19 protein-coding genes are annotated in these 26,696 nt (G+C 71.7%); 9 read left to right on the top strand and 10 right to left on the bottom strand.

Annotated features, from left to right (window positions below; all coding sequences use genetic code 11):
* Nucleotides 1-64: 64 nt before the first annotated feature.
* From ACQKM2_RS05855 to ACQKM2_RS05845, 3 genes are all read left to right on the top strand, one after another.
* Entirely contained in the window at nucleotides 65-604 is a 540-nt protein-coding gene (locus ACQKM2_RS05855) for an RNA 2'-phosphotransferase (RefSeq protein WP_427706995.1), read from the top strand.
* A 153-nt stretch (nucleotides 605-757) separates the two neighbouring features.
* Nucleotides 758-2,689, top strand: a complete 1,932-nt coding sequence (locus ACQKM2_RS05850) for an HSP90 family protein (RefSeq protein WP_427706993.1) — start codon at nucleotides 758-760, stop codon at nucleotides 2,687-2,689.
* Nucleotides 2,686-5,718 carry a tetratricopeptide repeat protein gene (locus tag ACQKM2_RS05845; protein ID WP_427706991.1) on the top strand — a complete coding sequence of 1,011 codons (3,033 nt, stop codon included), beginning with the start codon at nucleotides 2,686-2,688 and terminating at the stop codon, nucleotides 5,716-5,718. Before ACQKM2_RS05850 ends, ACQKM2_RS05845 begins: the two co-directional genes overlap by 4 nt.
* Before the next feature lie 90 nt (nucleotides 5,719-5,808).
* Here the strand turns inward: ACQKM2_RS05845 and ACQKM2_RS05840 are convergent, their stop codons facing one another.
* Nucleotides 5,809-6,711, bottom strand: coding sequence for an LLM class flavin-dependent oxidoreductase (locus ACQKM2_RS05840; protein ID WP_427706988.1), 903 nt, complete (start codon nucleotides 6,709-6,711; stop codon nucleotides 5,809-5,811).
* A gap of 185 nt (nucleotides 6,712-6,896) precedes the next feature.
* On the opposite strand from ACQKM2_RS05840, the gene ACQKM2_RS05835 reads away from it, so the two are divergent.
* Nucleotides 6,897-7,778 (top strand): Cof-type HAD-IIB family hydrolase, encoded by an 882-nt coding sequence (locus ACQKM2_RS05835; protein ID WP_427706986.1) that lies wholly within the window; start codon nucleotides 6,897-6,899, stop codon nucleotides 7,776-7,778.
* A gap of 28 nt (nucleotides 7,779-7,806) precedes the next feature.
* Here ACQKM2_RS05835 and ACQKM2_RS05830 read toward each other — a convergent pair whose 3' ends face one another.
* From ACQKM2_RS05830 to ACQKM2_RS05815, 4 genes are read right to left on the bottom strand one after another with little or no spacing between them, the layout of a single operon-like run.
* Nucleotides 7,807-9,552: a GAF domain-containing sensor histidine kinase gene (locus ACQKM2_RS05830; protein ID WP_427706984.1), complete on the bottom strand. Its 1,746-nt coding sequence runs from the start codon at nucleotides 9,550-9,552 to the stop codon at nucleotides 7,807-7,809.
* 37 nt (nucleotides 9,553-9,589) lie between these two features.
* Nucleotides 9,590-13,147: a thiol reductant ABC exporter subunit CydD gene (gene cydD / locus ACQKM2_RS05825; protein ID WP_427706982.1), complete on the bottom strand. Its 3,558-nt coding sequence runs from the start codon at nucleotides 13,145-13,147 to the stop codon at nucleotides 9,590-9,592.
* A 46-nt stretch (nucleotides 13,148-13,193) separates the two neighbouring features.
* The gene (gene cydB / locus ACQKM2_RS05820) at nucleotides 13,194-14,195 is read right to left on the bottom strand and encodes a cytochrome d ubiquinol oxidase subunit II (protein ID WP_427706980.1); all 1,002 of its coding nucleotides are present in this window, start codon (nucleotides 14,193-14,195) and stop codon (nucleotides 13,194-13,196) included.
* Between the two features lie 18 nt (nucleotides 14,196-14,213).
* Nucleotides 14,214-15,719: a cytochrome ubiquinol oxidase subunit I gene (locus ACQKM2_RS05815; RefSeq protein ID WP_427706978.1), complete on the bottom strand. Its 1,506-nt coding sequence runs from the start codon at nucleotides 15,717-15,719 to the stop codon at nucleotides 14,214-14,216.
* Between the two features lie 201 nt (nucleotides 15,720-15,920).
* Between ACQKM2_RS05815 and ACQKM2_RS05810 the strand changes: the two genes are divergently transcribed.
* Nucleotides 15,921-16,289, top strand: a complete 369-nt coding sequence (locus ACQKM2_RS05810; RefSeq protein ID WP_042801275.1) for a cyclophilin-like fold protein — start codon at nucleotides 15,921-15,923, stop codon at nucleotides 16,287-16,289.
* Nucleotides 16,290-16,329: 40 nt separating this feature from the next.
* On the opposite strand, the gene hisC is transcribed toward ACQKM2_RS05810, so the two are convergent.
* On the bottom strand, nucleotides 16,330-17,409 hold the full coding sequence (gene hisC, locus ACQKM2_RS05805) for a histidinol-phosphate transaminase (RefSeq protein ID WP_427706976.1): 1,080 nt from the start codon (nucleotides 17,407-17,409) through the stop codon (nucleotides 16,330-16,332).
* Between the two features lie 362 nt (nucleotides 17,410-17,771).
* Here hisC and ACQKM2_RS05800 point away from each other — a divergent pair, with 362 nt between their 5' ends.
* The 3 genes from ACQKM2_RS05800 (at nucleotide 17,772) to ACQKM2_RS05790 (ending at nucleotide 21,304) form a co-directional block, all read left to right on the top strand.
* On the top strand, nucleotides 17,772-18,887 hold the full coding sequence (locus ACQKM2_RS05800) for a LacI family DNA-binding transcriptional regulator (RefSeq protein ID WP_007265278.1): 1,116 nt from the start codon (nucleotides 17,772-17,774) through the stop codon (nucleotides 18,885-18,887).
* Between the two features lie 216 nt (nucleotides 18,888-19,103).
* Entirely contained in the window at nucleotides 19,104-20,339 is a 1,236-nt protein-coding gene (locus tag ACQKM2_RS05795) for a metallophosphoesterase (RefSeq protein ID WP_427707185.1), read from the top strand.
* Between the two features lie 149 nt (nucleotides 20,340-20,488).
* Nucleotides 20,489-21,304: a hypothetical protein gene (locus ACQKM2_RS05790; RefSeq protein WP_427706974.1), complete on the top strand. Its 816-nt coding sequence runs from the start codon at nucleotides 20,489-20,491 to the stop codon at nucleotides 21,302-21,304.
* A gap of 130 nt (nucleotides 21,305-21,434) precedes the next feature.
* Here ACQKM2_RS05790 and thiC read toward each other — a convergent pair whose 3' ends face one another.
* Nucleotides 21,435-23,222, bottom strand: a complete 1,788-nt coding sequence (thiC, locus tag ACQKM2_RS05785; RefSeq protein WP_427706972.1) for a phosphomethylpyrimidine synthase ThiC — start codon at nucleotides 23,220-23,222, stop codon at nucleotides 21,435-21,437.
* Nucleotides 23,223-23,399: 177 nt separating this feature from the next.
* On the opposite strand from thiC, the gene ACQKM2_RS05780 reads away from it, so the two are divergent.
* Nucleotides 23,400-24,875: a YibE/F family protein gene (locus ACQKM2_RS05780; RefSeq protein WP_427706970.1), complete on the top strand. Its 1,476-nt coding sequence runs from the start codon at nucleotides 23,400-23,402 to the stop codon at nucleotides 24,873-24,875.
* Nucleotides 24,876-24,910: 35 nt separating this feature from the next.
* Here ACQKM2_RS05780 and ACQKM2_RS05775 read toward each other — a convergent pair whose 3' ends face one another.
* From ACQKM2_RS05775 to ACQKM2_RS05765, 3 genes are all read right to left on the bottom strand, one after another.
* Nucleotides 24,911-25,360: an SsgA family sporulation/cell division regulator gene (locus ACQKM2_RS05775; protein WP_427706968.1), complete on the bottom strand. Its 450-nt coding sequence runs from the start codon at nucleotides 25,358-25,360 to the stop codon at nucleotides 24,911-24,913.
* 97 nt (nucleotides 25,361-25,457) lie between these two features.
* Nucleotides 25,458-26,228, bottom strand: a complete 771-nt coding sequence (locus ACQKM2_RS05770; RefSeq protein WP_427706966.1) for an IclR family transcriptional regulator — start codon at nucleotides 26,226-26,228, stop codon at nucleotides 25,458-25,460.
* A 181-nt stretch (nucleotides 26,229-26,409) separates the two neighbouring features.
* The gene (locus ACQKM2_RS05765; RefSeq protein ID WP_427707184.1) at nucleotides 26,410-26,634 is read right to left on the bottom strand and encodes a DUF5326 family protein; all 225 of its coding nucleotides are present in this window, start codon (nucleotides 26,632-26,634) and stop codon (nucleotides 26,410-26,412) included.
* Nucleotides 26,635-26,696 lie beyond the last annotated feature (62 nt).

Here is a 26,696-nt window from a genome sequence, read left to right as displayed (position 1 = left end):
CCCCGCCCGTCCGAGGGGTGGAAAATCGCTGCCGCGGCCCCCTGCGAGCCGTCAAGCTGGGCACATGGATGACCGACGCACCGTGAAGGTGTCCAAATACGTCTCGAAACACCTGCGGCACCAGCCGGAACGGATCGGACTGGTGCTCGACCCCCAGGGCTGGGTGGAGATCGACGATCTCCTGCGGGCCGCCGCGGACCACGGATTCCCGTTCAGCAGGGCCGAACTCGACCACGTCGTCGCCGCCAACGACAAGCAGCGGTTCGCCGTCGACGGCACCCGCATCCGGGCCAGCCAGGGCCACACGGTCGCCGTGGACCTGGGCCTGCCGGAGGCCGAACCGCCCGCGTACCTCTACCACGGCACCGTGGCCGCGGCCCTGGACGCGATCCGCGCCGAGGGCCTGCGCCCCATGGCCCGCCACCACGTACACCTGTCGCCCGACCGCGAGACGGCCACCCGGGTCGGCGCGCGCCGGGGCCGGCCCGTGGTCCTCGCCGTGGACGCCGCGGCGATGCGCGCGGCCGGCCACGCGTTCCGGGTCAGCGCCAACGGGGTGTGGCTGGCGGAGGCCGTACCGCCGGAATTCCTCCGCTTCCAGTGACCGGCCGAAGGCCCCGGCCGAGTACGCCGACAGGGACGGAATTCACGGAGTGATTGTCGGATCGTCCACCTACTCTGTTCCTCGTTCCGGGATCAGTGAGGGGGGTACCTCGCGATCGCCGACCGACCACGCGAGCAAGCGAGCTGATGCCTGATGACATCCGTTTCCCCGTCCCCGTCTCCTTCCGAATTCCCCTTCGAATCCCCGGCCGAGGGCGCAGTCAACAACTTCCAGGTCGATCTGCGCGGCCTGGTCGACCTGCTCTCCCACCACCTCTATTCCAGCCCCCGCGTCTACGTGCGCGAACTCCTCCAGAACGCCGTGGACGCCGTGACCGCCCGTCATGCGCACGAACCCGGCGCCGAGGTGCGCATCCGCCTGTCCGCGGCCGCCGGCCGGATCACCATCGAGGACTCCGGCATCGGCCTGACCGCCGACGAGGCCCACTCCCTCCTCGCCACCATCGGCCGCAGCTCCAAGCGCCGCGGCGAAGGCGCCTCCGCCGCCGAACTCCAGGGCCTGGAGAACACCCGTCAGCAGTTCCTCGGCCAGTTCGGCATCGGCCTGCTCGCCTGCTTCGTCGTCGCCCGGCAGATCCGGGTCGTCACCCGGTCCGCCCGCGACCCCCAGGCCGCGCCCGTCGAGTGGCTGGCCACGGACGACGGCTCGTACACCGTGCGCGAACTGCCCCACGAGGCCCGCACCGAGCCCGGCACCACCGTCCATCTGGAAGCCCGCCCGGGCGCCGAGGAGTGGACCGAGCCCGCCCGCGTCGAGCACCTGGCCCGCGACTACGGCTCCCTGCTCCCCTACCCGATCACCTTCGACGACGGCCTCGGCGGCACTCCCCGCCCCGTCACCGACCGGCCCGCCGTGTGGGACCGGGCCCACCCCACCCCGGCCGCCCGGCGCGTCGCGCTCGCCGGCCACTGCGCGCAGCTCTTCGGCTTCACCCCGCTCGACAGCATCGACCTCGACCTGCCGGTGGCCGGGGTGCGCGGAGTCGCGTACGTACTCCCCGAACCGACCAGCCCCGCCCACCGGGCCGGCCACCGCGTCCACCTCAAGGGCATGCTGCTCACCGACCAGGCCGACAACCTGCTGCCGGACTGGTCCTTCTTCGTCCGCGCCGTGCTCGACACCGACACCCTGCGGCCCACCGCCTCCCGCGAGAACCTCTACGACGACGAGACGCTCGCCGCCGTGCGCGAAGCCCTCGGCGCCCGCATCCGGTCCTGGCTGGCGGAACTCGCCGCGAGCGAACCGGACCGTCTGGCCGCCTTCCTGAGCGTCCACCACCTCGGCGTGAAGTCCCTCGCCCGGCACGACGCCGAACTGCTCGGCCTCATGCTGCCGTGGCTGCCGTTCGAGACCAGCGACGGCTCGATGAACCTGGAGGAGTTCACGGCGGCCCACTCCGAGATCCACTTCACGCACACCGTCGAGGAGTTCCGGCAGATCGCCCCGATCGCGGCCGCCCACGGCCTCGGCGTCGTCAACGCCGGCTACACCTACGACGCCGACCTGCTGGCCCTGCTGCCCTCCGTACGCCCCGACCTGAAGGTCACCGAACTGGACGCGGGAGCGGTCACCGACCGCCTCGACCCGGTCCCCACCGCCGTCGAACTCTCCCTCGCCGCCTTCCTCTCCACCGCCCGCACCCGGCTGGAGCCCCAGAGCTGCGACGTGGTGCTGCGCGCCTTCCAGCCCGTGGCCGTCCCCGCGCTGTACCTCGACGACCGCCAGGCCCGCCAGGAGCGCGACCGGACCGCCGCTCTCGAGTCCGCCGACTCCCTGTGGAGCGGCATCCTCGGCTCCCTGCGCGGCTCCGCCCCGCGCGCCCGCCTCGTCCTCAACCACAACAACCCGCTGATCCGGCGGATCGCGGGCCTTCCCGACCCGACGCTCGCCGGCACCGCCGTCGAATCGCTGTACGGCCAGGCGCTGCTGATGTCCCAGCGGCCGCTGCGCCCGGCCGATTCGGCCCTGCTCAACCGGGCCTTCCTCGGGCTCCTGGAATGGGCGACCCACCCCGTCAACAGCCCGGACACCCCGACCGCCGCCTCCGAGGAGGACGAGAAGTGAGCACCCTGACGGCCGACGAGATCCGGCGCGCCCTGCACGAGAACCGGAACCTGCCCCACGGTGCCGCGCGCAACGCCCAGGCCGAGGCGCTGACCGCCGCCGCCGAGGTCTGCGGCGACACCGGTGTGTACCGGGCGGCGCTGATCAACCAGATCGACTCCTACGAGTACAGCGCCGAGCGCAGCCGCATGGTGGTCCCCTTCGCCCGCCTCCTCCAGGAGTACGACCGCGACCCGACGGCGTTCGGCCCGGGCGACGCCCACTCCCTGTTCTGGCGCTTCAAGTGGGTCTCGGGCCAGATCATCAGCTCCCCCGACGTGCCGATCTCCTCCGTCACCGGCTACCTCGACGACATGGAGAAGCGCTACCGGATCGCCGGCTACAGCGAGCGGGCGGTACGCCAGTCCGAGTACTTCCTCGCCGACGCCATCGGCGACGACGAGCGCGCCGAGCGGGCCATGGCGCAGTGGCGCACGGCCGACCGCGACGAGATGAGCGACTGCCACGCCTGCGAGACCAACTCCCAGGGCGTCTTCTGGGCGACCAAGGGCGAGCACGCCAAGGCCATCGAGGTCTGGGAGCCCGTGCTGACGGGCGAGCAGACCTGCATGGAGGAACCGCACCGGGTGCTCGCCCGGTCTCTGCTCCCCCTGCTGCGCCTCGGCCGCACCGACGAGGCCCGCTCGCACCACCTGCGCGGCTACCGGATGGCCCGGGGCAAGGAGAGCCTGCTGCGGGCGATCGGCCAGCACATCGAGTTCTGCGCGCTCACCGGCAACGAGGCACGCGGCGTGGAGATCCTCGCCGAGCACGGGGCCCACCTGCGGCCGCTCGTGGACGTCAAGACCCAGCTGGACTTCTACGCCGGGGTCCTCGTCCTGCTCCGGCGGCTGATCGAACTCGGCCACGGCGGCGACCCGACGGTGCCGTACGAGGGCTCCGCGCACACCGTCGAGGAGCTGCACGGCGTCCTGAGCGCCGAGGTCCTGGACATCGCCCGGCGGTTCGACGTGCGCAACGGCACCACCCGGGTCTCCGAGCGGCTCACGGAGCGGCTCTCCCGGGCGCCGCTGGCCGACACGCTGCCGCTCGGCGTGCGCAGCACCGCGCTGCCGCAGCCGGCCGGGACGGCCCCGGACGCGGCCGCGGCCCCCGTACCCGTGCCCGTCAGCGCCGCCGAGTTCAGCGTGCTCGTGGAGCGGGCCCGCGACGCCCGCGACACGGGCCGCCCGGACGCGGACCGGCTCTGGGCGGAGGTGGCCGTACGGGTCTCCGCGCTGCCGGAGCCGGACGTGCACCCGATGCTGACCGCCGAGGTCGCCGACCACCGGGCCCTGACGGCCGCGCGGGCCGGGGCACCGGACGCGGCGGAACTGCTGACCGCCGTCCGCGACGGCTACCGGGCGCTGGGGCAGGCCGAGCGCGCAGCTCTGGCCGAGCTGCGGCTGGCGAGCGCGGCCGCGCAGGCCGGGGCCGCGCCGGAGGAGGTCCGCGCGCTGCTGGCCGCGGGCCTGCGCGCCGCCGAGGCGCTGGACGCGGCGGAACCGCTGCGGGCGCGCCGGATCGCCGTCGCGGAGCTGTCCGCGCTGCGGCTGGAGCCGTACCTGCGCTCCGCGGAGGCCGCACGGGAACACGGGAACGAGCACGACCACGAGTACGGCCACGGCCACGGCCATGCCCACGAACACGAACACGAGCACGGCCACGGGCTGCTGGTGGCCGAGCTCTCCTCCTTCGTCTCCTCCTACGGGCAGGTCCTCCCGGACCTCGCCTCCGAGGCCGAGGAGCTGCTCGGCCGGCTGGCCCTCTCGCAGGGCGACACCGAACGGGCCCTGGAGCTGCTGGCCTCCGCCGCGGACCGGGCGGTCGGGGCGGGCCGCCCGTGGCAGGCGGCGGACCCCCTCGTGCTGCGGGCCGGGGTGCTGCTCTCGCTGGGACGGCCCGAGGAGGCCGAAGCAGCCGCGCGGTCCGGCCTGGAGCACTCCGCCGAGGTGACAGACCCCGAGGAGCGGGGTCTCGTACGCCTCACCCTCGCGGACGTCCTGCTGCGCGGGCGGGGCGCGGCCGCGGAGGCCGCCGAGCACGCCCTCACGGCGGCGCACTGGTTCGACCAGGCGGGGCTGACAGCGGACGGCGGGGCCCAGGCCCGGCTGATGCTGGCCCAGGCCTACGCCCGGGACGGGCGGACCGCCGACGCGGCGGAGGTGCTGCAGTCGGCGCTGCCGGACCTGCTGGAGCACGGTGAGGGACAGGCCGTGTCGGCGCGGGACTTCCTGGGGAACCTGCTGCGGGAGCTGCGCGAGTCCCGGGCCGCCGCGGAGCAGTTCCTGCTCGCCGCCGACCTGGTCGAGGACTGGGAGGACCCCCGGCCGCAGGCGGGCTTCGCCCAGGCGGCGGCCGACTGCCTCTCCGACGCCGGTCTCGCCGACGAGGCCGTCGCCGCGTACCGGCGTGCCCTGGAGCTGCGCCGGCTGACCGGTGACGCGGTGGTCTCCGAGGTCAGGATCCTGCGTTCACTGGCCTGGCTGGGGATGCGCGAGGAGGTCACCGAGGAGAGCGTGGCAGCGGCCCGGGTCCTGATGGACGAGGCCGCCGAGGTCCTGGAGGCCGCCCTGGAGGCCGGCGACGCCGAGGACCCGGAGCTGCTCTCCGAACTGGCGCAGACCTGGCACCAGCTGGCACAGGTGCTGGACCGGCTGGTGGGCTCCCGTGCCCCGGAGGGCACCGGGGAGTCCCACGACGACGGGGTGGTCCTGAGCCCCGCCGCCGTCGAGGCCCTGCGGCTGGAGGAGATCGGGCTGTGGGAGCGCGCGGCCGGACTGTACTCGGGGCTCGGGCCGGAGTACCTCCAGGACCGCTTCCAGTGCGTGAACAACGCGGCGTGGACCGATCACGAGCTGGGCCGCCCGGAGGCGGGCGCGGCCAGGATGTCGGCGCTGCTGGAGGAGGCCGAGTCACTGCCCGAGGGCGCGGCTCCGGAGTGGTTGGTCCCCCAGGCGCGGCGGATCATCACGAACCTGACGGCCTGAGCACCTGATCGCCTGATCGCCTGATCGCCTGACCGGCCCCGGCCGGGTCCCGTCGTATCGCGGGACCCGGCCGGGGCCGTCGGGGGAGGTTCAGCCCTCCAGCTGGGCGAGCGCCTCGGTGGCGATCCGCTCGAAGACCGCCTCGTCGGCGGCGAAGTCGGAGTCCGGGACGGGCGCGTGGATCACCAGCTCGGTGAAGCCCAGCTCGCGGTGGCGGCCCGCGAAGTCCACGAACGCGTCCACGGACTCCAGAATGGCCGCGCGCTCCGGGGTGAAGCCGGTCAGCAGCACCTTCTCGATGGAGTCGGAGTCCCGGCCGATCTCCGCCAGGGCCTTTTCGAGGCGCCCGTGCTGCACGCGCAGGGCCGCCAGCGACTCCTCGGGCGTGCCCTCGGCGTGCTTCGGGTCGCCCGCGGTCACCCAGGCCTGGCCGTGGCTCGCCGCGAGCTTCACACCGCGCGGGCCGGTCGCCGCGACGGCGAACGGCAGACGGGGGCGCTGGACGCACCCGGGAATGTTGCGCGCCTCTTCGGCGGAGTAGAACGTGCCGCGGTGGGTGACCGCCGGCTCGGTGAGCAGCCGGTCGAGCAGCGGCACGAACTCCGCGAAGCGGTCCGCCCGCTCGCGCGGGCTCCACTCCTCCTGCCCCAGCGCGGTCGCGTCGAAGCCGTTGCCGCCCGCCCCGATGCCGAGGGTGACTCGGCCGCCCGAGATGTCGTCCAGCGACATCAGCTCCTTGGCCAGGGTCACGGGGTGCCGGAAGTTCGGCGAGGTGACGAGGGTGCCCAGGCGGATCCGCTCGGTGACGGCGGCCGCGGCGGTCAGGGTGGGCACCGCGCCGTACCAGGTCTGGTCGCGGAAGCTCCGCCAGCTCAGGTGGTCGTAGGTGTAGGCGGTGTGGAACCCGAGGCGCTCGGCCCGCTCCCACTGGTCGCGGCCTCCCTCGTGCCACGGACGTACCGGCAGGATCACGGTGCTCAGGCGCAGAGTCATGCCGTCGAGCGTACGGCGGTCCGTGGCTCGTACACCAACCACGCAGCGTGCCGCAGGGCCCGGCTCGTCCGGCGCGGCGCATGTTTCACGTGAAACATGCGCCGGGCCGGATGCTTCCGCGGGGCGGCCCCGTGGCGGGATCGGGGAAAAATGTCGGGACGATCATGGTCCGGCGGCAGGGGCCCATGGGCGAAGATGGAGCGGTGACCTCGGCTTCTCAGCGGCCCGACGGGCCGACCCCCGCCCCCCGGCTCATCGCCACCGATCTCGACGGCACCCTGCTGCGCGACGACAAGTCCGTCTCGCTCCGCACGGTCGCCGCGCTCGCCGCTGCCGAGGAGGCCGGGATCGAGGTCTTCTTCGTCACCGGCCGTCCGGCCCGCTGGATGGACGTGGTCAGCGACCACGTCCACGGCCACGGCCTGGCGATCTGCGCGAACGGCGCCGCCGTCGTCGACCTCCACGCCGGCCGGGAGTTCGTCCAGGTCAGGGCACTGCCCCGGGCCACGGCCCTCACCGTCGTCAACACCCTGCGCAAGGCCGCCCCCGGCACCTCCTTCGCGGTCGAGATGACCACCGGCATCAACTACGAGCCGGCCTACCCGCCGTTCTTCCAGGACCCGGGCGCCACGGTCGCCACCGCCGAGAAGCTGCTCCACGAGGAACACGACGACCATGCGGCGCCGGTGCTGAAGCTGCTCGCGCACCACCCCGAGATGGCCCCGGACGACTTCCTCGCCCTGGCCCGGTCCGCCGCCGGCGCCTACGCCTCCATCACCCGCTCCAGCCCGACCGCACTGCTGGAGATCAGCGGGCTCGGCGTGTCCAAGGCCAGCACCCTGGAGCTGTGCTGCGCCGAACGCGGGATCTCCCCCGCGGAGGTCGTCGCCTTCGGGGACATGCCGAACGACGTGGAGATGCTCCGCTGGGCGGGCACCTCGTACGCGATGGGCAACGCCCACCCGGACGTGATCGCGGCCGCGTCCGGCCGTACCGTCGCCAACAACGAGGACGGGGTCGCCGTGGTCATCGAACAGATCCTGGCCGAGCGCGCCGAGCGCGGCTAGGTCCACCCGCCCGGACGGGCACGACGGATCACAGCGGGGCCTCCCAGACCAGGGTGGTCCCGCCGCCGTCCTCCCCGATGCCGGATCCGTACCAGCTGGAGCCGCCGAGCGACTCCGCCCTGCGGCGCAGGTTCCGCAAGCCGCTGCGCCGGCCGCCCTCCGGCATGCCCACCCCGTCGTCGGCTACTTCCAGCCGCACTCCGGGCCGGCCGTCGGGCAGACCGGCGGTGGAGTCGACCAGCACCTCGATGCGGGACGCGGCGGCGTGCCGGAAGGCGTTCGACAGGGCCTCGCGGAGGGCTGCGATCAGGTTCTTGCCGACCAGCTCGCCGACGACCGTGTCGATCGGCCCGACGAACCGGTGCGCGGGCTTGAAGCCCAGCGGCACGGCCGCCATGTTGATCTCCCGCAGCACACGGGTGCGCAGCCCCGACGGGGCCTCCGCCGGGCCCTGCTGGAGCGCGAAGATCGCGGTGCGGATCTCCTGGATGGTCACGTCCAGCTCGTCCACGGCCTTGCCCACGCCGTCGCGGACCTCGGGGACGATGGACCTGCGCTGCGCGCCCTCCAGCATCATCCCGGTGGCGAACAGCCGCTGGATGACCAGGTCGTGCAGGTCCCGGGCGATCCGGTCGCGGTCCTCGAACACCGCGAGCCGCTCCCGGTCGCGCTGGGCCTCGGCCATCATCAGCGCGAGGGCGGCCTGGGAGGCGAACTGCGTGGCCAGGGTCCGTTCCGCCTCCGTGAAGGGCCGTTTGCCGCGGGCCCGCGGGGTGACCAGCGCGCCGAGCACCCGCCCGCCGCTGTGCAGCGGCAGCATCATGCAGGGTCCGTACTGACTGGTCAGCCTGCTGATCATGCGCGGGTCGGCGGCGGCGTCGTCCACGAAGACCGGCTCGCCCCGCAGCAGCTTGTCCACCACCGGGCTCTCGGCGGGAATGACCACGCCGAGCGAGGTGGCGGGGTTGTCCGCGGAGACGGCGACGATCTCCATGCCGCCCTCCTCCGCCGGCAGCATCACGATCCCGGCGGCGGAATCGGCCAGCCTCCGGGCCTGTTCGGCCACCACCGACAGGGCGTCGTCCGCGTCCCCGCCGGACAGCAGGGCCGTGGTGACGGCCACCGAGCCGTCGATCCAGCGCTCGCGCTGGGTGGCGGCCTCGTAGAGCCGGGCGTTGCCGATGGCGATGCCCGCCTCGGTGGCCAGCACCCGGACCATGTGGACGTCGTAGTCGTTGAACTCGCCGCCGCCGTTCTTCTCGGCGAGGTAGAGGTTCCCGAAGATCTCGCCCTGCACCCGGATCGGGACGCCCAGGAAGGTCTTCATGGGCGGGTGGTGCGCGGGGAATCCCGCCGACCGGGGGTCCTTCGTCAGATCGGCGAGCCGGACGGTGTCCGGGTGGGAGATGAGCGCCCCGAGCAGGCCGCGCTTCCCGTCCGGCCGGTGCCCGATCCGCCGCGCCACCTGTGCGCTGACGCCGAAGGTGACGAAGTCCGAGAGCCCCGGGCCGTCCGTGTCCACGACCCCGATCGCCGCGTAGCGGGCGTCGGCGAGCTCGGCGGCGGTCTCGCAGATGCGGTCGAGCGTGGAGTGCAGTTCGAGGCCGGTGCCGACCGAGCGCATGGCCTCCAGCAGTTGCGGGACGCGCGCGGTCAGCTCCGTGGACAGCCCGTGCAGACTACGGGTGGCCTGGGTGGCGGCCTCCAGCGGATCCGGTGCGCCCCCACGGGATTCCGGTGACTCCGGTGATTCCTGCGACTCCTGCACTGACATGCCCTTGAGCCTAGTTAGTCCCGTTTAGGAGGGAAAGTCAGCCCGGGGTGCCAATAAGGGCCCGATCGGCCTCGCGCTCACGCTCCAGCAGGCTCCGCAGCGGTCCCTCGACCGCGGCCAGCTCCGCATAGGCACCCCGCTGCACGACCGCTCCCCCGTCCAGTACGAGCACCTCGTCCACCGCCGCCAGCCCGGCGAGCCGGTGCGTGATCAGTACGGTGGTCCGGCCCTCGGTGGCCGCCAGCAGATCCGCCGTCAGGGCGTCCGCGGTCGCCAGGTCCAGGTGCTCGGCCGGCTCGTCCAGGACGAGGACGGGGAAGTCCGCCAGCAGCGCCCGCGCCAGGGCCAGCCGCTGGCGCTGCCCGCCGGAGATCCGCTCACCGTGCTCCCCGACCAGGGTGTCCAGTCCGTCCGGAAGCCCATCGGCCCACTCCAGCAGCCGGGCCGCGGCCAGCGCCTCGCGCAGCTCCTCCTCGCTCGCCCCGGTACGGGCCAGCCGCAGGTTCTCGCGCACCGAGCTGTCGAAGAGGTGCGCGTCCTGGGCGCACAGGCCCACGATCCGGCGTACGTCGTCGCCGTCGAGGTCGCGGACGTCCGTCCCGCCCAGGGTGTACGCGCCTTCGCGCGGGTCGAGGAAGCGCAGCAGGACCTGCGCCAGGGTGGTCTTGCCCGAACCCGACGGCCCGACGACCGCGATGCGCCGACCCGCCTCCAGGGTCAGGTCCAGCCCGTGCAGCGCGTCCCGCTCCTGCCCGCCGTGCCGGGCGGCGAGGCCCGTCAGCCGCAGCGGGAACGGCGAGGCCGGCAACGCCAGGGGCTCGGCCGGCTCGGCGACGGGCACCGGCGCGTCGATGACCTCGTACACCCGCTCGGCGCTGCGGCGCACCCGCTGGCGGTACTGGACGGCCAGCGGGAGCCCGTTGACGGCCTCGAAGGCGGCGAGCGGGGTCAGCACCACCACCGCCATGGCCACCCCTGACAGCCGGCCGGCCGCGACGGCCTCCGCACCCGCGAACGCGGCACACACCACCGTGAGTCCGCACACCAGGGCGGACAGCCCGCCGCCGAGCCCGTTGGCCGCGGCCCCGCGCGAGGCGATCCGGGTCAGCACCCCGTCGCTCTCCCGAGCCCGCTCCTTCCGGCCGGCCAGCGCCCCGGCCACCGTCAGTTCGGCGGTACCCGTCAGCAGATCGGCCACCCGGGTGGCGAGTTCGCCCCGGGCCGGCGCCAGCCGCCGCTCGGCACGCCGTGCACAGGCCCCGCTGAGCAGCGGCACCCCCACCCCCGCGGCGAGCAGACCCACCGCGAGGACGGCCCCCGCCCCGGGCAGCATCCAGGCGGTGAACGCCACCGACCCGGTGCCGACGAGCACCGCGGTGCCCACCGGGAGGAGCCAGCGCAGCCAGTAGTCCTGGAGCGCGTCGGCGTCGGCCACCAGCCGGGAGAGGAGGTCCCCGCGCCGCTGCTCGCGCAGCCCGGCGGGGGCGATCCGCTCCAGTCGGCGGTACACCGCGACCCGCAGGTCGGCGAGCATCCGCAGGACGGCGTCGTGCGACACGAGCCGCTCGGTGTAGCGGAAGACGGCCCGCCCGATGCCGAAGGCCCGCGTCGCGGTGACGGCCACCGCCAGGTACATCACCGGCGGCTGCTCGGAGGCCCGGGAGATCAGCCATCCGGAGACGGCCATCAGCCCGATGCTGCTCGCGACGGCCAGCGCCCCGAGCAGCAGCCCGAGCCGGAACCGGTCCTGCCAGGCCGCGGCCACGGCCCGCACCCGCCGCAGCGGATCACCGGCCGTGCCCGTGCCGGCGGTGCTCCCGCCGCCCGGTCCGCGTCCGTCCCGCTCGGGTCCGTCCCCGAGGATCCACTCCCCGGGGCCGGCGACCACGGCGGAGCCGCGCGGAGCCGTCCCCCCGTCAGCCCGGGGTGCCGTGCCCACGTGCGGGCGGGCCGGGGCGCCCTCGCCCACCGCCACCACCCGGTCGGCCACCGCCAGCAGCGCCGGCCGGTGCACCACGAGCAGCACGGTCCGCCCGACCGCGAGGCGGCGTACGGCATCCACGACCGCCGCTTCCGTCTCCCCGTCCAGGGCCGCCGTCGGCTCGTCCAGCAGCAGTACCGGCCGGTCCGCGAGGAACGCCCTGGCCAGGGCGAGACGCTGGCGCTGCCCGGCGGACAGGCCGGCCCCGCCCTCGCCGAGCAGGGTCCGCGCCCCGTGCGGCAGGGCCGATACGAACTCCCACGCCCCGGCGTCGCGCAGGGCCGCCTCCACGGCTTCGCCGCCGGCCCCGGGGCGGGCCAGGCGGACGTTCTCGGCGATGGACCCGGCGAACAGGTGCGGCCGCTGCGGGACCCACGCGATGCGCTCCCGCCACTGTTCCAGGGAGAGCTCGGCCAGGTCCGCGTCCCCGACCCGGACCCGTCCCGCCGTCGGGGTGACGAAGCCCAGCAGCACGTTCAGCAGGGTGGACTTCCCGGCCCCGCTCGGCCCGGTGAGGGCCACGCACTCACCCGGTCCGACGACGAGCGATACGGGTCCCGGAGAGCTCGCGCCGCGCCCCTCGTACCGCACCTCGACCCCGTCGAGCGCGATGCGCAGACCCGTGGCCGGCACGTCGGCGCCGCCGCCCGGCGCGGGGGCCGGGGTCTCCAGGACCTCGAAGATCTCTTCCGCGGCGGCCAGTCCCTCGGCGGCCGCGTGGTACTGCGCGCCGACCTGGCGCAGCGGCAGGTAGGCCTCCGGCGCGAGGATCAGGACGACCAGTCCGGTGTACAGGTCCAGTTCCCCGTGGACGAGCCGCATGCCGATGGTGACCGCGACGAGCGCCACCGACAGCGTCGCCAGCAGCTCCAGGGCGAAGGAGGAGAGGAAGGCGATGCGCAGGGTGCGCATGGTGGCCTGGCGGTAGTCGTCGGTGATCTTCCGGATGGACTCGGCCTGCGCCTTGGCCCGCCCGAACACCTTCAGCGTGGGAAGACCCACCACCACGTCGAGGAAGTGCCCCGAGAGCCGGGAGAGCAGCCGCCACTGGCGGTCCATCCGGCTCTGGGTGGCCATGCCGATGAGGATCATGAACAGCGGGATCAGCGGCAGGGTGACCACGATGATGGCCGCCGACACCCAGTCCTCGGTGACGATCCGGGCGAGGACCGCCACCGGGACCACCACCGCGAGCCCCAGCTGGGGCAGGTAGCGGGAGAAGTAGTCGTCGAGCGCGTCCACGCCCCGGGTGGCCAGGGACACCAGGGACCCCGTGCGCTGCCCGCTGAGCCAGCCGGGCCCCAGGCCGGCGGCCCGGTCCAGCAGCCGGCCCCGGAGTTCGGACTTGACCGCCGCGCTCGCCCGGTGCGCGGCCAGCTCCGTGAGCCAGGTGACGAGGCCGCGCCCCAGGGCCACCGCCGCGAGCAGCAGCAGTGGCGTCCGGAGCGCGGCTCCGTCGAGTCCCCGCTCGAAGGCTCCGACCACGATCTCGGCGATGAGCATCGCCTGACCGACGACCAGCCCCGCTCCGGCGAGCCCGAGGGCCACCACCGCCCCCAGGAAGAGACGGGTGGAACGGGCGTACCGCAGCAGGCGCGGGTCGATCGGTTTCACGTGAAACATCCCCTCGGCAGGGTCGGGCAGGAGTGACGCACGCAGCTCAGTGCGCGTCGACGATGTGCTGCGTACCGATCCGCTTGCGGAAGACCCAGTACGTCCAGCCCTGGTAGAGCAGGACCAGGGGAGTGGCCACGGCGGCGCACCAGGTCATGATCTTCAGGGTGTACGGGGTGGACGAGGCGTTGGTGACCGTGAGGCTCCAGGCCGCGTCCAGCGAGGACGGCATGACGTTCGGGAACAGCGTCAGGAAGAGCATCGCGACGGCCGCCGCGATGGTGATCCCGGACAGGGCGAACGCCCAGCCCTCCCGGCCCGCCAGGTTGAACCCGAGGGCCCCCAGCAGTGCCAGTACGGCGACGGCCATCGCCACCAGGCTCCACACGTCACCGCGCGAGGCCTGGGTCCAGATCAGGAAGGCCAGGGCCAGGACGGCCGTCACCACGCCCAGCCGGGTGGCGAGCGCACGCGCACGGTCCCGGATGTCCCCGACGGTCTTCAGCGCGGCGAATACGGCACCGTGGAAGGTGAACAGGGTGAGGGTGACCAGGCCGCCGAGGACCGAGTAGACGTTGAGCAGGTCGAGGACGTTCCCGACGTACTCCATGTCCTGGTCGATCTTCACGCCGCGCGTGATGTTGGCGAAGGCCACGCCCCACAGGAAGGCCGGGATCAGCGAGGTCCAGAAGATCGCGTGTTCCCAGTTGGTCTGCCACCGCTCCTCGGACCGCTTGTGGCGGTACTCGAAGGCGACACCGCGGACGATGAGGCACCCCAGGATGAGCAGCAGCGGCAGGTAGAAGCCGGAGAAGAGGGTCGCGTACCACTCCGGGAAGGCGGCGAAGGTGGCGCCGCCGGCCGTGAGCAGCCAGACCTCGTTCCCGTCCCAGACGGGCCCGATGGTGTTGATCAGGACCCGCTTCTCCGTGCGGTCCCGGGCGAGGAGCTTGGTCAGGACGCCGATGCCGAAGTCGAAGCCCTCCAGGAAGAAGTAGCCGGTCCACAGGACGGCGATCAGTACGAACCAGACGTCGTGAAGTTCCATGGTGTGGTCTCCTCAGCCTCAGTACGAGAAGGCCATCGGCCGGTCGGGGTTCTTGTCGTCCCCGCCGATCCTGGTGGGCGGGTTGAGGTCGGCCTCGGTGAGCTCGGGAGGGCCGGCCTTGACGTACTTCACGAGGAGCCTGACCTCGATCACCGCGAGCACGGCGTAGAGCAGCGTGAAGCCGATCATCGAGGTGAGCACCTCGCCCTGCGAGACGCCCGGCGAGACCGCGTCCCTGGTGCGCAGCACTCCGTAGACCACCCAGGGCTGGCGGCCCATCTCGGTGAAGATCCAGCCCCAGGAGTTGGCGATCAGCGGGAAGAGCATGGTCCAGAGGGCGACGACCCAGTACAGCCGGGCGTACCGGGGGCTGAGCGCCTTCTTGAAGAGGACGAGATGGGGGACCTCGTCCTCACCGGTGCGCAGGGCCGGCGGCAGCATGAACCGCTTGCGGGTCAGCCAGAGCCCGAGCATGCCGATCCCGAGGGAGGCCATGCCGAAGCCGATCATCCAGCGGAAGCCCCAGTACGCGACGGGGATGTTGGGGCGGTAGTCGCCGGGGCCGAACTTCTCCTGTTCGGCCTTGTTGACGTCGTTGATGCCGGGGACGAAGGAGCTGAAGTCGTCGTTGGCGAGGAAGGACAGCAGGCCGGGGATCTCGATGGCGACCTTGTTGTGGCCCTTCTCGACGTCTCCGTAGGCGAAGACCGAGAAGGGGGCCGGCGCCTCGCCGTCCCAGAGCGCCTCGGCGGCGGCCATCTTCATCGGCTGCTGCTTGAACATCACCTTGCCGAGCAGGTCGCCGCTGATCGCGGTGCCCATCCCGGCGATGATCATGACGACCAGGCCGAGCCGCAGCGAGCTGCGCATCACCGGTACGTGCTTCTTGCGCGCGAGGTGGAAGGCGGCGATGCCGACCATGAACGCGCCGCCGACGAGGAACGCGGCCGTGATGGTGTGGAAGAACTGGGTGAGGGCCGTGTCCTGGGTGAGGACCGCCCAGAAGTCGGTGAGCTCGGCCCGGCCCCGCTCCTCGTTGATGCGGTAGCCGACCGGGTGCTGCATCCAGGAGTTGGCCGCCAGGATGAAGTAGGCGGACAGGACGGTGCCGAGGGAGACCATCCAGATGCAGGCCAGGTGGATCTTCTTCGGCAGCTTGTCCCAACCGAAGATCCACAACCCGATGAAGGTCGACTCGAAGAAGAAGGCGATCAAAGCCTCGAAGGCCAGCGGGGCGCCGAAGACGTCACCGACGAATCGCGAGTAGTCGGACCAGTTCATGCCGAACTGGAACTCCTGGACGATGCCGGTGACGACGCCCATCGCGATATTGATCAAGAAAAGCTTGCCCCAGAACTTCGTGGCCCTGAGGTACTTCTCCTTCTCCGTGCGGACCCACGCGGTCTGCAGGCCGGCTGTCAGCGCGGCGAGCGAGATCGTGAGCGGAACGAAGAGGAAGTGGTAGACGGTGGTGATGCCGAACTGCCAGCGCGCCAATGTCTCAGGCGCCAAAGCTAGGTCCACGTCGTCTTCTCCTTGTCGTCGCCGTGGTCACAGCGGGCAGTCTGCCTGGCGGGTTCCTCCCCATAACGGGAGGAAGCAGGACACGCTTGTGAACGCGTTCACATTCACAAGCATTATGTCCTACCGCTCGCGGCTCGAATCAGCCGGGGTCCCCCTTATCGGCCACTAGCCAAGGATTTCAACAGATTGTTGAATGTGGCCATGCAGATTCGAATCTCCTGGCCTGCGGGCCTGCTCACCGCGACCCTCGACGAGACCCCGACCAGCAAGGCGCTGGCCGCGGCCCTTCCGATCTCCGCCTCCGCGAACACGTGGGGCGAGGAGGTCTACTTCGACACCGGGGTCTCCGTGGCCCTGGAGGACGACGCCCAGCAGGTCGTCGAGCCCGGCACGGTCGCCTTCTGGACCGAGGGCGACGCACTCGCCCTGCCCTACGGCCCCACGCCCATCTCGCGCGGGGGCGAGAGCCGCCTGGCGAGCCCCTGCAACGTGCTCGGCTCGTTCGACGGCGACCCCCGCCTGCTGGCCACCGTCCGCGACGGCGACCCCATCCGCGTGGAACTGGTCTGACCCCAGTCCCCGGCCGCGGCACGTGGCCGCAGCTCCTTGCCTACAGCTCCTTGAAGAACGCCTCCGCCGTGTGCAGGAAGAGGTCGTTCGCCTCGGTCTCACCGATCGTGACCCGCAGGCCCTCACCCGCGAAGGGCCGGACCACCACGCCGGCCTTCTCGCAGGCCGCCGCGAAGTCGGCCGTCCGCTCCCCCAGCCGCATCCACACGAAGTTGGCCTGGGTGTCCGGGACCGTCCAGCCCTGCGCGATCAGCGTCTCGTGGACGCGGTTGCGCTCGCACACCAGCGCCCCGACCCGGCCCATCAGCTCGTCCTCCGCCTGCAGCGAGGCGACCGCCGCGTCCTGGGCCAGCTGGCTCACGCCGAAGGGCACCGCCGTCTTGCGCAGCGCCGCGGCCACCGGCTCGTGTGCCACCGCGAAGCCGACGCGCAGGCCGGCCAGCCCGTACGCCTTGGAGAACGTGCGCAGCACGGCGACGTTCGGGCGGTTGCGGTAGAGCTCGATGCCGTCCGGGATGTCGGCGTCGCGCACGAACTCCCGGTAGGCCTCGTCCAGCACCACCAGGACGTCCGAGGGCACCCGGTCCAGGAACCGCTCCAGCTCGGCGCGGCGCACGGCGGTGCCGGTGGGGTTGTTGGGATTGCAGACGAAGATCAGGCGGGTCCGGTCGGTGATCGCGGCGGCCATCGCGTCCAGGTCGTGGACGTCACCGTCGGTCAGCGGCACCTGGACCGACTTCGCTCCCGCGATCTGGGTGATGATCGGGTACGCCTCGAAGGAGCGCCAGGCGTAGATGACCTCGTCGCCCGGGCCGGCCGTGGACTGGATCAGCGACTGGGCCACGCCCACCGAGCCGGTGCCCGTGGCGATGTGCTCGACCGGTACGCCGAAACGCTCCGCCAGCTCGTTCACCAGGCCGGTGCACGCCATGTCCGGGTAGCGGTTGAACCGGCCGGCTGCCGCCACGGCGGTCTCCAGGACCCCCGGGAGCGGCGGATACGGGTTCTCGTTCGAGGACAGCTTGAACGCGACGGCCCCGCCCGCGGCGGCGGGCTTGCCGGGCTTGTAGGTGGGGATGCCGTCCAGCTCGGCGCGCAGCTTCGGGCTCTTCTCGCTCACCGCAGGTCCTCCTCGACCGTCCCGTCGACGTCTCCGTCGACTCAATACTGCTCACCTTATGAGGATTCCGCCGATCCGAGAATGGCGGGCGCCAGGAACACAGGGGGAGCGCGCGCATATATGCGTGCGCCGGTGGCCTGCGCCGTGGCGCGCGTCCCTCGTGCAGGTGAGTTGAGGGCCACCCGAGACGGCTCCGTTTTGGCATGCTCGTACCCGCCGACAAGCCCCACTCTCAGACCAGGGCGAGAAATACCTTCAATTCCAAGGTCATTGGGGGTGGCGAACCATGCAGAATCGTGCCTGTCAACGCGTGCATATGCACCCGAACCACCCTCCCCTCCGCGCCCTACTATCGGCTCGCCATGACAGCAGCAGGGAAGCATCAGGTGAGCCGGACCGAGACCACCCGGCGGGTCGGCGGCCGACAGGGCCGGGCCGGCATCAGGGACGTGGCCGCCGCGGCGGGCGTGTCCATCACAACCGTCTCCGACGCGCTCAATGGCAAGGGGAGGCTGCCGGACGCCACCCGCCGCCACGTCCGCGAGGTCGCCGACCGGCTGGGGTACCGCCCCTCCGCCGCGGCCCGCACCCTCCGTACCGGCAAGTCGGGCCTCATCGGCCTGACCGTGACGACGTACGGGGATGAACCTTTCACCTTCACCGAATTCGCGTACTTCGCCGAGATGGCCCGGGCCGCCACCTCCGCGGCGCTCGCCCGCGGCTACGCCCTCGTCATCCTGCCCGCCACCTCACGACACGACGTCTGGTCCAACGTGGCCCTCGACGGCACCGTCGTCATCGACCCCTCCGACCACGACCCGGTCGTCAGCGAACTGGTCCGCCAGGGCCTGCCCGTGGTCTCCGACGGCCGGCCGGCGGGCACCCTGCCCGTCACCGCCTGGGTGGACAACGACCACGAAGCCGCCGTACTGGGCCTCCTCGACCACCTCGCCGCCGCCGGGGCCCGCCGCATCGGGCTGCTCACCGGCACCACCACCGACACCTACACCCGGCTCTCCACGACCGCGTACCTCAACTGGTGCGAGCGCGTCGGCCAGGACCCCGTCTACGAGTCCTACCCCGCCCACGACCCGTGCGCCGGCGCCGTCGCCGCCGACCGGCTCCTCGCCCGCCCCGACCGGCCGGACGCCGTGTACGGGCTCTTCGACCCCAACGGCACCGACCTCCTCGCCGCCGCCCGGCGCTACGGGCTGCGGGTCCCCGAGGACCTGCTCCTCGTCTGCTGCAGCGAGTCCACCGTCTACGCCAACACCGAACCGCCCATCACCACGCTCTCCCTCAAGCCCCGCCGCATCGGCACCGCCGTCGTACAGCTGCTGATCGACGCGATCGAGGGAGTGGACACCGGACGCCCCGTCGAACAGGTCGTGCCGACCGAGCTGATCATCCGTACCTCCTCGCAGCGCAGAACCCCCCGGACCACCGTCAGCCCGCCGCGCTCACCGGCCCAGGACTGACCGCCACACCGTCACTTGGGCGGGGCCGAAGGCCCCGTCGAGGATTTCCACAGCACCCAAACCGGAACAAAAGGGCAGGAAGGAGAGGTTCCGGTCAGGATTCACCACCCCTGGTGCGTCACAGAGCGCGAGCCGCATTCCTATGATGGGCGCACGACATCACGGACCCTCCGCACCGGAGGTGAGGAGGGTCCGCAGGTGTACGGCAGCGCGACGGTGGTGGAGGGGTCGATGACTCAGGGGGCCGGTCAGGGACCCGCGATGCGGACGGACACGCTGCGGGACTTCCGGGTGCCGGTCGTCGAACCCGCGCCGTACACCGCGCCCGCCGCACTGCCCGGCGAGCCCCCCGTGTACGGCGAGTACCCCGCGTACTACGACGAGAGCACTCCCGTGCCCCCGAGGCCCGCCTACGCCCCCGACCGGCCCGCCGCGGCCCCTCCCGCCCACCCGGGCACGGAGACCGTCCCGCAGCAGCGCGCCGCGGGCGACGGCGAGTACGGTGGCGGTGACGACGGCTACACGCCCACGCAGCGCGACCTGCCCATCATCGTCCGCGGCTCGGCCGGCGGCCCCGGGGACACCGTGCAGGTCCAGTACGTCCCCCAGGAGAACCCGGGCTCCGGCCCCGGTCCGCTCTACGTCGTGGGCGACGTGCACGGCTACCTGGACGAGCTCGTCCGGGAGCTCCAGGCCCAGCACCTCATCGACGCCGAATGCCGCTGGTCCGCCGGCAACGCCCGGCTCTGGTTCCTCGGCGACTTCACCGACCGCGGCCCCGACGGCATCGGCGTCATCGACCTCGTCATGCGGCTCTCCGCCGAGGCCGCCGCCGCCGGCGGCTACTGCAAGGCCCTGATGGGCAACCACGAACTGCTCCTGATCGGCGCCAAGCGCTTCGGCGACACCCCCGTGTCCTCCGGCGCCGGAACCGCCACCTTCCAGGCAGCCTGGCTCCTCAACGGCGGCCAGCGCACCGACATGGAGCGCCTGGAGGACGTCCACCTGCAGTGGATGTCCCGCCTCGACGCGGCGACGCTGCAGGACGGCCACCTGCTGCTGCACTCCGACACCACCGCGTACCTGGACTACGGCGACTCCATCGAGGACGTCAACGACACCATCCACGAACTGCTCAACCGCAACGACGCCGACATCACCTGGGACCTCTTCCGCAAGTTCACCAAGCGGTTCGCCTTCCGCGACGAGGAGACCGGCCCCCAGGCCGTACGGGAACTCCTGGCCACCTACGGCGGCGGCCGCGTCGTCCACGGCCACAGCCCCATCCCGTACCTGCTCGGCGAAGTGGGAACCGAGGACGGCGACGACTCCCACGGCCCGGAGGCCGTGGACGGGCCGCACGTGTACGCCGACGGGCTGGCCATCGCGATGGACGGCGGAGTGACGATGGCGGGCAAGCTGCTCGTCGTTCAACTACCTCTGCGCGACTGAGCGTTCTCGGAGCGGGGTATTTCAGCAAAGCCCCTGTCACGGCGTGGCAGGGGCGCTCTACCATCGCTCTATCCGTAGCAGGCTCTCCTCCGTTTGTGCCGGAGCCCCGGATCTACGCGGGCATACCGGCATGTACGGAGCATCGGGGGATGCACATGACCAGCGCTCCGCACCTGCTCACCGAAGACCGACCGGAGTTCGACCGGCTCCTCGACGAGGCGCTGCGCACCGCGGGCGAACGGCCCGAGCTCGCCACTCTCGGCGAACGCCTGAACGCCGAACAACTGCGCACCATGGCCCTGGCCGCCACCACACTCCTGACCGCCGCGGCGGCCGCCGAGTACGACCACTACGTGAAGGTGCGGGAGGAGCTGCGCGACGGAGCCCTGTCGGCCTCCGGGACGAACGCCGAGGACGGCGGCGAGGAGCAGGACGGCGGGGCCGGCGTGAGCGCCGTGGTCGGAGTCCTCGCACCGGTCCTGGCGGGCACCGCCATGCTGATCTTCCTGCTGGTGGGGTACTGCCTCAAGATGGTCGACCCCGCCCCGGCCTTCGCCGAGACGATGCTGACGGCGGGGTGGCTCTTCGGCGGGCTCACCGTGGCCGCCCTGCTGTTCGCGGTGGTCGGGCTGCTCGTCACGGCCCTGCGCAACAGCTCCACGGAGGTCGCGGCGGAAGAGAGCGTGCCGATACCCGACGAGCTCTCCCGCGCCCGGGAGGCCTGGAGGCACGCACTGCTGGAGCGGGGCATCGTGCCGTTCCTGCGCGACGCCCTGGCCGACCCGACCGCCGGGCCGGGCTATCCGGTGCCGCGCACGCCGGGGGCCGGACGGATCCCCAGCCTGGGCTACACGCGTCCGGACTTCACCAGCCCGGGCCCGAACTCCCAGGGCCCTCGCCCCGGTTTCAGCTCTCCGGACTTCACCAGCCCGGACTTCGGCGGACCGGACCACGACCCGGAGTAGGGCCCCGGCCACCGCTGCCCGTCCGGGCCTGTTTCACGTGAAACATCCGCCCCCAGGGGCTCGGCCGGGCACTACGAAGGCCGGCCGACGACTCCCCCCGGAATGCCGTCGGCCGACCCCCTGCGCAACGTCAGTCGGCCAGCGGCAGGTAGACCCTGTTGCCCGAGGCCGCGAACTCGGCGGACTTCTCCGCCATGCCCGCCTCGATCTCATCGGCCTTCAGGTCACCACCGTGCTGACGGCGGATGTCCTGCGAGATCTTCATGGAGCAGAACTTCGGACCGCACATGGAGCAGAAGTGCGCGGTCTTGGCCGGCTCGGCCGGAAGGGTCTCGTCGTGGAACTCGCGGGCCGTGTCCGGGTCGAGGGCCAGGTTGAACTGGTCCTCCCAGCGGAACTCGAACCGCGCGTCCGACAGGGCGTCGTCCCACTCCTGGGCGCCCGGGTGGCCCTTGGCCAGGTCCGCCGCGTGCGCGGAGATCTTGTAGGTGATGACGCCGGTCTTCACGTCGTCCCGGTTGGGCAGGCCCAGGTGCTCCTTGGGCGTCACGTAGCAGAGCATCGCGGTGCCCCACCAGGCGATCATCGCGGCGCCGATGCCCGAGGTGATGTGGTCGTACGCGGGCGCGACGTCGGTGGTCAGCGGGCCGAGCGTGTAGAACGGCGCCTCCTCGCAGATCTCCTGCTGGAGGTCGATGTTCTCCTTGATCTTGTGCATCGGGACGTGGCCCGGGCCCTCGATCATCGTCTGGACGTTGTGCCGCTTGGCGATGGTGTTCAGCTCGCCCAGCGTCTTCAGCTCCGCGAACTGCGCCGCGTCATTGGCGTCCGCGATGGAGCCGGGACGCAGGCCGTCGCCCAGCGAGTACGTGACGTCGTACGTCGCGAGGATCTCGCAGAGCTCCTCGAAGTTCGTGTAGAGGAAGTTCTCCTTGTGGTGCGCGAGGCACCAGGCGGCCATGATCGAACCGCCGCGGGAGACGATGCCGGTCTTGCGACGGGCGGTCAGCGGCACGTACGGCAGCAGCACGCCGGCGTGGACCGTCATGTAGTCGACGCCCTGCTCGGCCTGCTCGATGACCGTGTCCTTGTAGATCTCCCAGGTCAGGTCCTCGGCCCTGCCGTCGACCTTCTCCAGGGCCTGGTACAGCGGCACGGTGCCGATCGGGACGGGGGAGTTGCGCAGCACCCACTCGCGGGTGGTGTGGATGTTGCGGCCGGTGGAGAGGTCCATGACCGTGTCGGCGCCCCAGCGGGTCGCCCAGGTCATCTTCTCCACCTCTTCCTCGATCGAGGAGGTGACGGCGGAGTTGCCGATGTTGGCGTTGACCTTCACCAGGAACTTCTTGCCGATGATCATCGGCTCGATCTCCGGGTGGTTCACGTTGGCCGGGAGCACTGCACGGCCTGCGGCGATCTCCTCGCGGACGACCTCGGGGGAGACGTTCTCGCGGATCGCGACGTACTCCATCTCCGGGGTGATCTCGCCCCGGCGGGCGTACGCGAGCTGCGTGACGGCGGCGCCGCCACGGCCCCGGCGGGGCTGGCGCGGGCGGCCCGGGAAGACCGCGTCGAGGTTCTTGAGGCCCCCGCGCGGCGAGGTGTGCTTGATGCCGTCGTCCTCGGGGCGGACGGGGCGTCCCGCGTACTCCTCCGTGTCGCCCCGGCCGATGATCCAGTTCTCGCGCAGGGGCGCGAGGCCCCGGCGGACGTCGGTCTCGATCTGCGGGTCGGTGTACGGCCCGGACGTGTCGTAGAGCGTCACGTCCTTGCCGTTGGTGAGGTGGACCTGGCGGACCGGCACCCGGATGTCGGGGCGGGAGCCCGCCACGTAGCCCTTGTGCCAGCCCGGCTGGCGCTCGGTCTGACCGTCGGCGTTCTGGCTGACGGCAGGCGTGCGTGCGTCCTGAATGGTCATGAGACCTATCTCCCTACGCCGGCATTACCCGGTAACAGGTTCGGCGGTCGACGCAGCCTCCTCCCGTACGCATTCTCATGCGCGTACGGTGATCAGCGCCCTCTCAGCCCGGTGCTCCGAGCTCCCGCGTTGTGCAAAGTAGCCCCCACGTTAGCGTCGTGTGTGGCGTGCTGAACAGTGGGCCCCCTCATCTCTTGCGATGATCTGCCGGTGACGTACTCGCCGCAGCCTCCCTACGAGCCCACAGAGCCCATGGGCCACACCGGCCACGAGCATGCGTCCCACGGGCATGCCGAAGACTCCTCCCACGGGCATTCCCACGGCCACGGGCACGGCCACGGTCATGGCCACAGCCACGGCCACGGGCCGGCCGCCCCGGTCTCCAAGCACCTGCGCAAGGTGATCGCCGCCGTACTGATCCCGTTCGCCGCCGCCGTCTTCATCGGCATGGCCGTGCTCTGGCCCGGCGGCGCCCCCGCACACGAGCGCACCGGGGTGGGCTTCGACCGCCAGACCCAACAGGGCAAGGTCGTCGCTCTCGCGAAGGTCGACTGCAAATCGGTGAACGCCTCTCAGGTGCCTCCCACGGGCGACACCTCCACCCCCGAGGGCCGTGAGGCGCAGGCCGCCCAGACCGGCGAGTGCAAGAAGGCCACCGTCGAGGTGACCAGCGGACCGGATCAGGGCCGGGCCTTCTTCGAGATCGTCCAGCCGGGCGCGCCGAGGCAGTTGGAGAAGGGCCAGGAGGTGGTGGTGGCGTACGCGCCGGACGCACCCCGGGACCTCCAGTACTCGGTGATCGACCTGAACCGGAAGTTCCCGATGGCGCTGCTGGCGGGCATCTTCGCCGTCGCGGTCGTCGTGGTGGGCCGGATGCGCGGCCTCTTCGCCCTCATCGCGCTCGTCGTCAGCTTCGGCATCCTGACGCTCTTCATCCTCCCGGCGATCCTGCAGGGATCGAACCCGCTGCTCGTCGCGGTCATCGGCGCCAGTGCGATCATGCTGATCGCCCTCTACATGTGCCACGGGCTGACCGCCCGGACCTCGGTCGCCGTCCTCGGCACCCTGGTCTCGCTGCTGCTGATCGGGCTTCTGGGCTCTCAGTTCATCGACTGGGCGTTCCTGAGCGGCAACACGGACGACAACACCGGGCTGATCCACGGGCTCTACCCGAACATCGACATGAGCGGTTTGCTGCTCGCAGGCGTGATCATCGGATCCCTGGGCGTGCTCGACGACGTGACGGTCACCCAGACCTCGGCCGTCTGGGAACTCCACCAGGCGGACCCGGACATGGGTCCGCGCGCCCTCTACCGGGCCGCCATCCGGATCGGCCGCGACCACATCGCCTCGGTGGTGAACACCCTCGTGCTGGCGTACGCCGGTGCCGCACTGCCGCTCCTGCTGCTGTTCTCGATCGCGGACAGCAGCATGGGCACGGTGGCCAACAGCGAGCTGGTCGCGGAGGAGATCGTACGGACGCTGGTGGGCTCCATCGGGCTCGTGGCCTCGGTGCCGGTGACCACGGCACTGGCGGCGCTGGTGGTCTCGGCCGACCGGCCCGGACCCGCGGACGCGGCGGCCGGAAGCCCGGCGGCCGGTGCGGCGGCGCCGGCCCGCGGCGGGCGGGGACGGCGCCGGCGCAAGCGCTGAAGGACGGGACGGGGGCCGGGACCCCCGGCCCCGTCTCAGCCCGCCTTCCGCTCGTCGTGCTGCGACTCCGAGAGGATCCTGCCGAGCGCCTGGTCGAGGCTCTCGTCGAAGTCGCCGAGGTTGCGCTCCTGACCGAGCGGAACGAGCCGGTCGGTCCGGTCGAGGAACGCGACGAGCGGGCCCGCCCCGGCCCGGAACAGGGCCCGGTCGCCACCGACCTGGAGCCGGATGTGGACGTCGGACAGCTCGTCCGGATCGGTGGGCGCGATGTGCACGTCGCCGTCACCGCTCGGCTTGTTGATGCCGTCGAGAAGCAACTCCCGGCCGAACGCCCAGGTCACCGGGGCGTCTCCGGGAAGGTGGAAGGTCAGGCGTACCGCGTAGGGGTCACGGGCCTCGTACCGGAGCTCCACCGGAATCCGGAACGCGAGCTCCTCGGAAACGAGGAAGCTCATCATGACCTCTGCCTGTACCGACTCGCGCATTGCCTACCCCGCTGTAGTGGAAGTGGCCAGGAATGATCCCCCAGGGCCGTCTTGACAAGGGTGGTGGAAGCGCCAGCAGATCACAAGGAGTGAGTTTTCAGATACTGATAGAGAAGGAGAGGGTGCTCAACAGCGCGCCTACTTCACTCCGTAGTCGATCAACCGCATAGAGCAATCGGTCTTCTTGGTGCACAGGAAGGGAAATCGCCATGGTCGCGGCGGCATCGCCGGCCGTGATCGGGATGGCTGCGCACACCGTTCCGAGGGCGTACTCCTGACGCTCCGTAACCGGCTGCATCCGCTCCAGGGAGCCGATCCGCTGCTCCAGGGCGTGCATGTCCCGGACCGTGTAGGGCGTGATGCTCTCGACCGGGTGCCGGTCGTAGTAGTCCCTGCGCGTCTTCTCGTCGAGCTGGCCCAGCAGGCACTGGCCGATGGCGTGGGCGTGGCCGGTCGCGCGGAAGTCGGCCCACTCCTGGCAGGCCGGGTTGGCCGGGGTGTCCGAGACGCCCACGACCTCGATCTCACCCTCGCGGTAGACCGCGAAGTAGACGGGGGCCCCGACCGCGTCGCGGAAGTGCGCGAGCGAGTCGAGGATCATGCTGCGACGTTTCTGCTGAAGTCCACCGCCAGCCAGCCGGCCGGCCGCGTCGCCGAGTACGAACACCCCGCCCTCGCGACGCAGATAGCCCTCGTGCGTCAGGGTGCGCAGCAGGTGGTACGCGGTGGGGAGCGGGAGCCCGGCTTCGCGCGCCAGCTGTTTCGCCGGGGCTCCCCCGCTATGGGACCCCGCCGCTTCGAGGAGCCTCAACGCCCGCTGCACCGAACCGATCAGGGTCGGGACACCGGGATTGTGAACCGAAGGCAAAGCTCACCCCCAGGGGTGGCGGCGGGCCTCGGGGTGGCCCGCTCTGCGGGGGCCGCCCCCAGGGAACGGCACGGATTGCCACCCTATCGGCCGGTTCCCGCCATGTGGGCGGTTCGGCCGGTCCTGTTCCCCCGCCTGGGTCAATCCCCTTACCCGTTGGGGGAAGGACGCGGCGCGGGTCCTACCAGTCGCTGGAGGAGGTCTTCGCTCCGCTGCCGCTGCCGCTGAACTTCTTGACCACGAAGACCAGACCGCCGACGAGGGCGACGAAGAGCAGCGCCTTGAAGACGAACGAGATCAGCGCGCCGAGGATGGAGGTGATCACTCCGCCGAAAACGAAGATCGCCAGCAGCGGAACGGCGACCCACTTGACCCACCAGGGCATGCCCGCGAACATCGCTCGGATCCCGTCCATGTTCCTACCTCTTCCTCGTCAGTGACCCCGTGAGTTCGTGACTTCGCGAGTCA

It is taken from the genome of Streptomyces sp. NPDC004126 (assembly GCF_050275515.1).
Lineage (GTDB): Bacteria > Actinomycetota > Actinomycetes > Streptomycetales > Streptomycetaceae > Streptomyces.
This window is presented reverse-complemented; position numbering and strand designations above follow the sequence as displayed.

What these genes read in the sequence shown, in the direction of transcription:
- ACQKM2_RS05855 (WP_427706995.1), top strand. Translation starts at nt 65, where the DNA reads ATGGATGACCGACGCACCGTGAAGGTGTCCAAATACGTCTCGAAACAC.
- ACQKM2_RS05850 (WP_427706993.1), top strand. Translation starts at nt 758, where the DNA reads ATGACATCCGTTTCCCCGTCCCCGTCTCCTTCCGAATTCCCCTTCGAA.
- ACQKM2_RS05840 (WP_427706988.1), bottom strand. Translation starts at nt 6,711, where the DNA reads ATGACTCTGCGCCTGAGCACCGTGATCCTGCCGGTACGTCCGTGGCAC.
- ACQKM2_RS05835 (WP_427706986.1), top strand. Translation starts at nt 6,897, where the DNA reads ATGGGCGAAGATGGAGCGGTGACCTCGGCTTCTCAGCGGCCCGACGGG.
- ACQKM2_RS05830 (WP_427706984.1), bottom strand. Translation starts at nt 9,552, where the DNA reads ATGTCAGTGCAGGAGTCGCAGGAATCACCGGAGTCACCGGAATCCCGT.
- cydB (WP_427706980.1), bottom strand. Translation starts at nt 14,195, where the DNA reads ATGGAACTTCACGACGTCTGGTTCGTACTGATCGCCGTCCTGTGGACC.
- ACQKM2_RS05810 (WP_042801275.1), top strand. Translation starts at nt 15,921, where the DNA reads ATGCAGATTCGAATCTCCTGGCCTGCGGGCCTGCTCACCGCGACCCTC.
- ACQKM2_RS05800 (WP_007265278.1), top strand. Translation starts at nt 17,772, where the DNA reads ATGACAGCAGCAGGGAAGCATCAGGTGAGCCGGACCGAGACCACCCGG.
- ACQKM2_RS05790 (WP_427706974.1), top strand. Translation starts at nt 20,489, where the DNA reads ATGCACATGACCAGCGCTCCGCACCTGCTCACCGAAGACCGACCGGAG.
- thiC (WP_427706972.1), bottom strand. Translation starts at nt 23,222, where the DNA reads ATGACCATTCAGGACGCACGCACGCCTGCCGTCAGCCAGAACGCCGAC.
- ACQKM2_RS05775 (WP_427706968.1), bottom strand. Translation starts at nt 25,360, where the DNA reads ATGCGCGAGTCGGTACAGGCAGAGGTCATGATGAGCTTCCTCGTTTCC.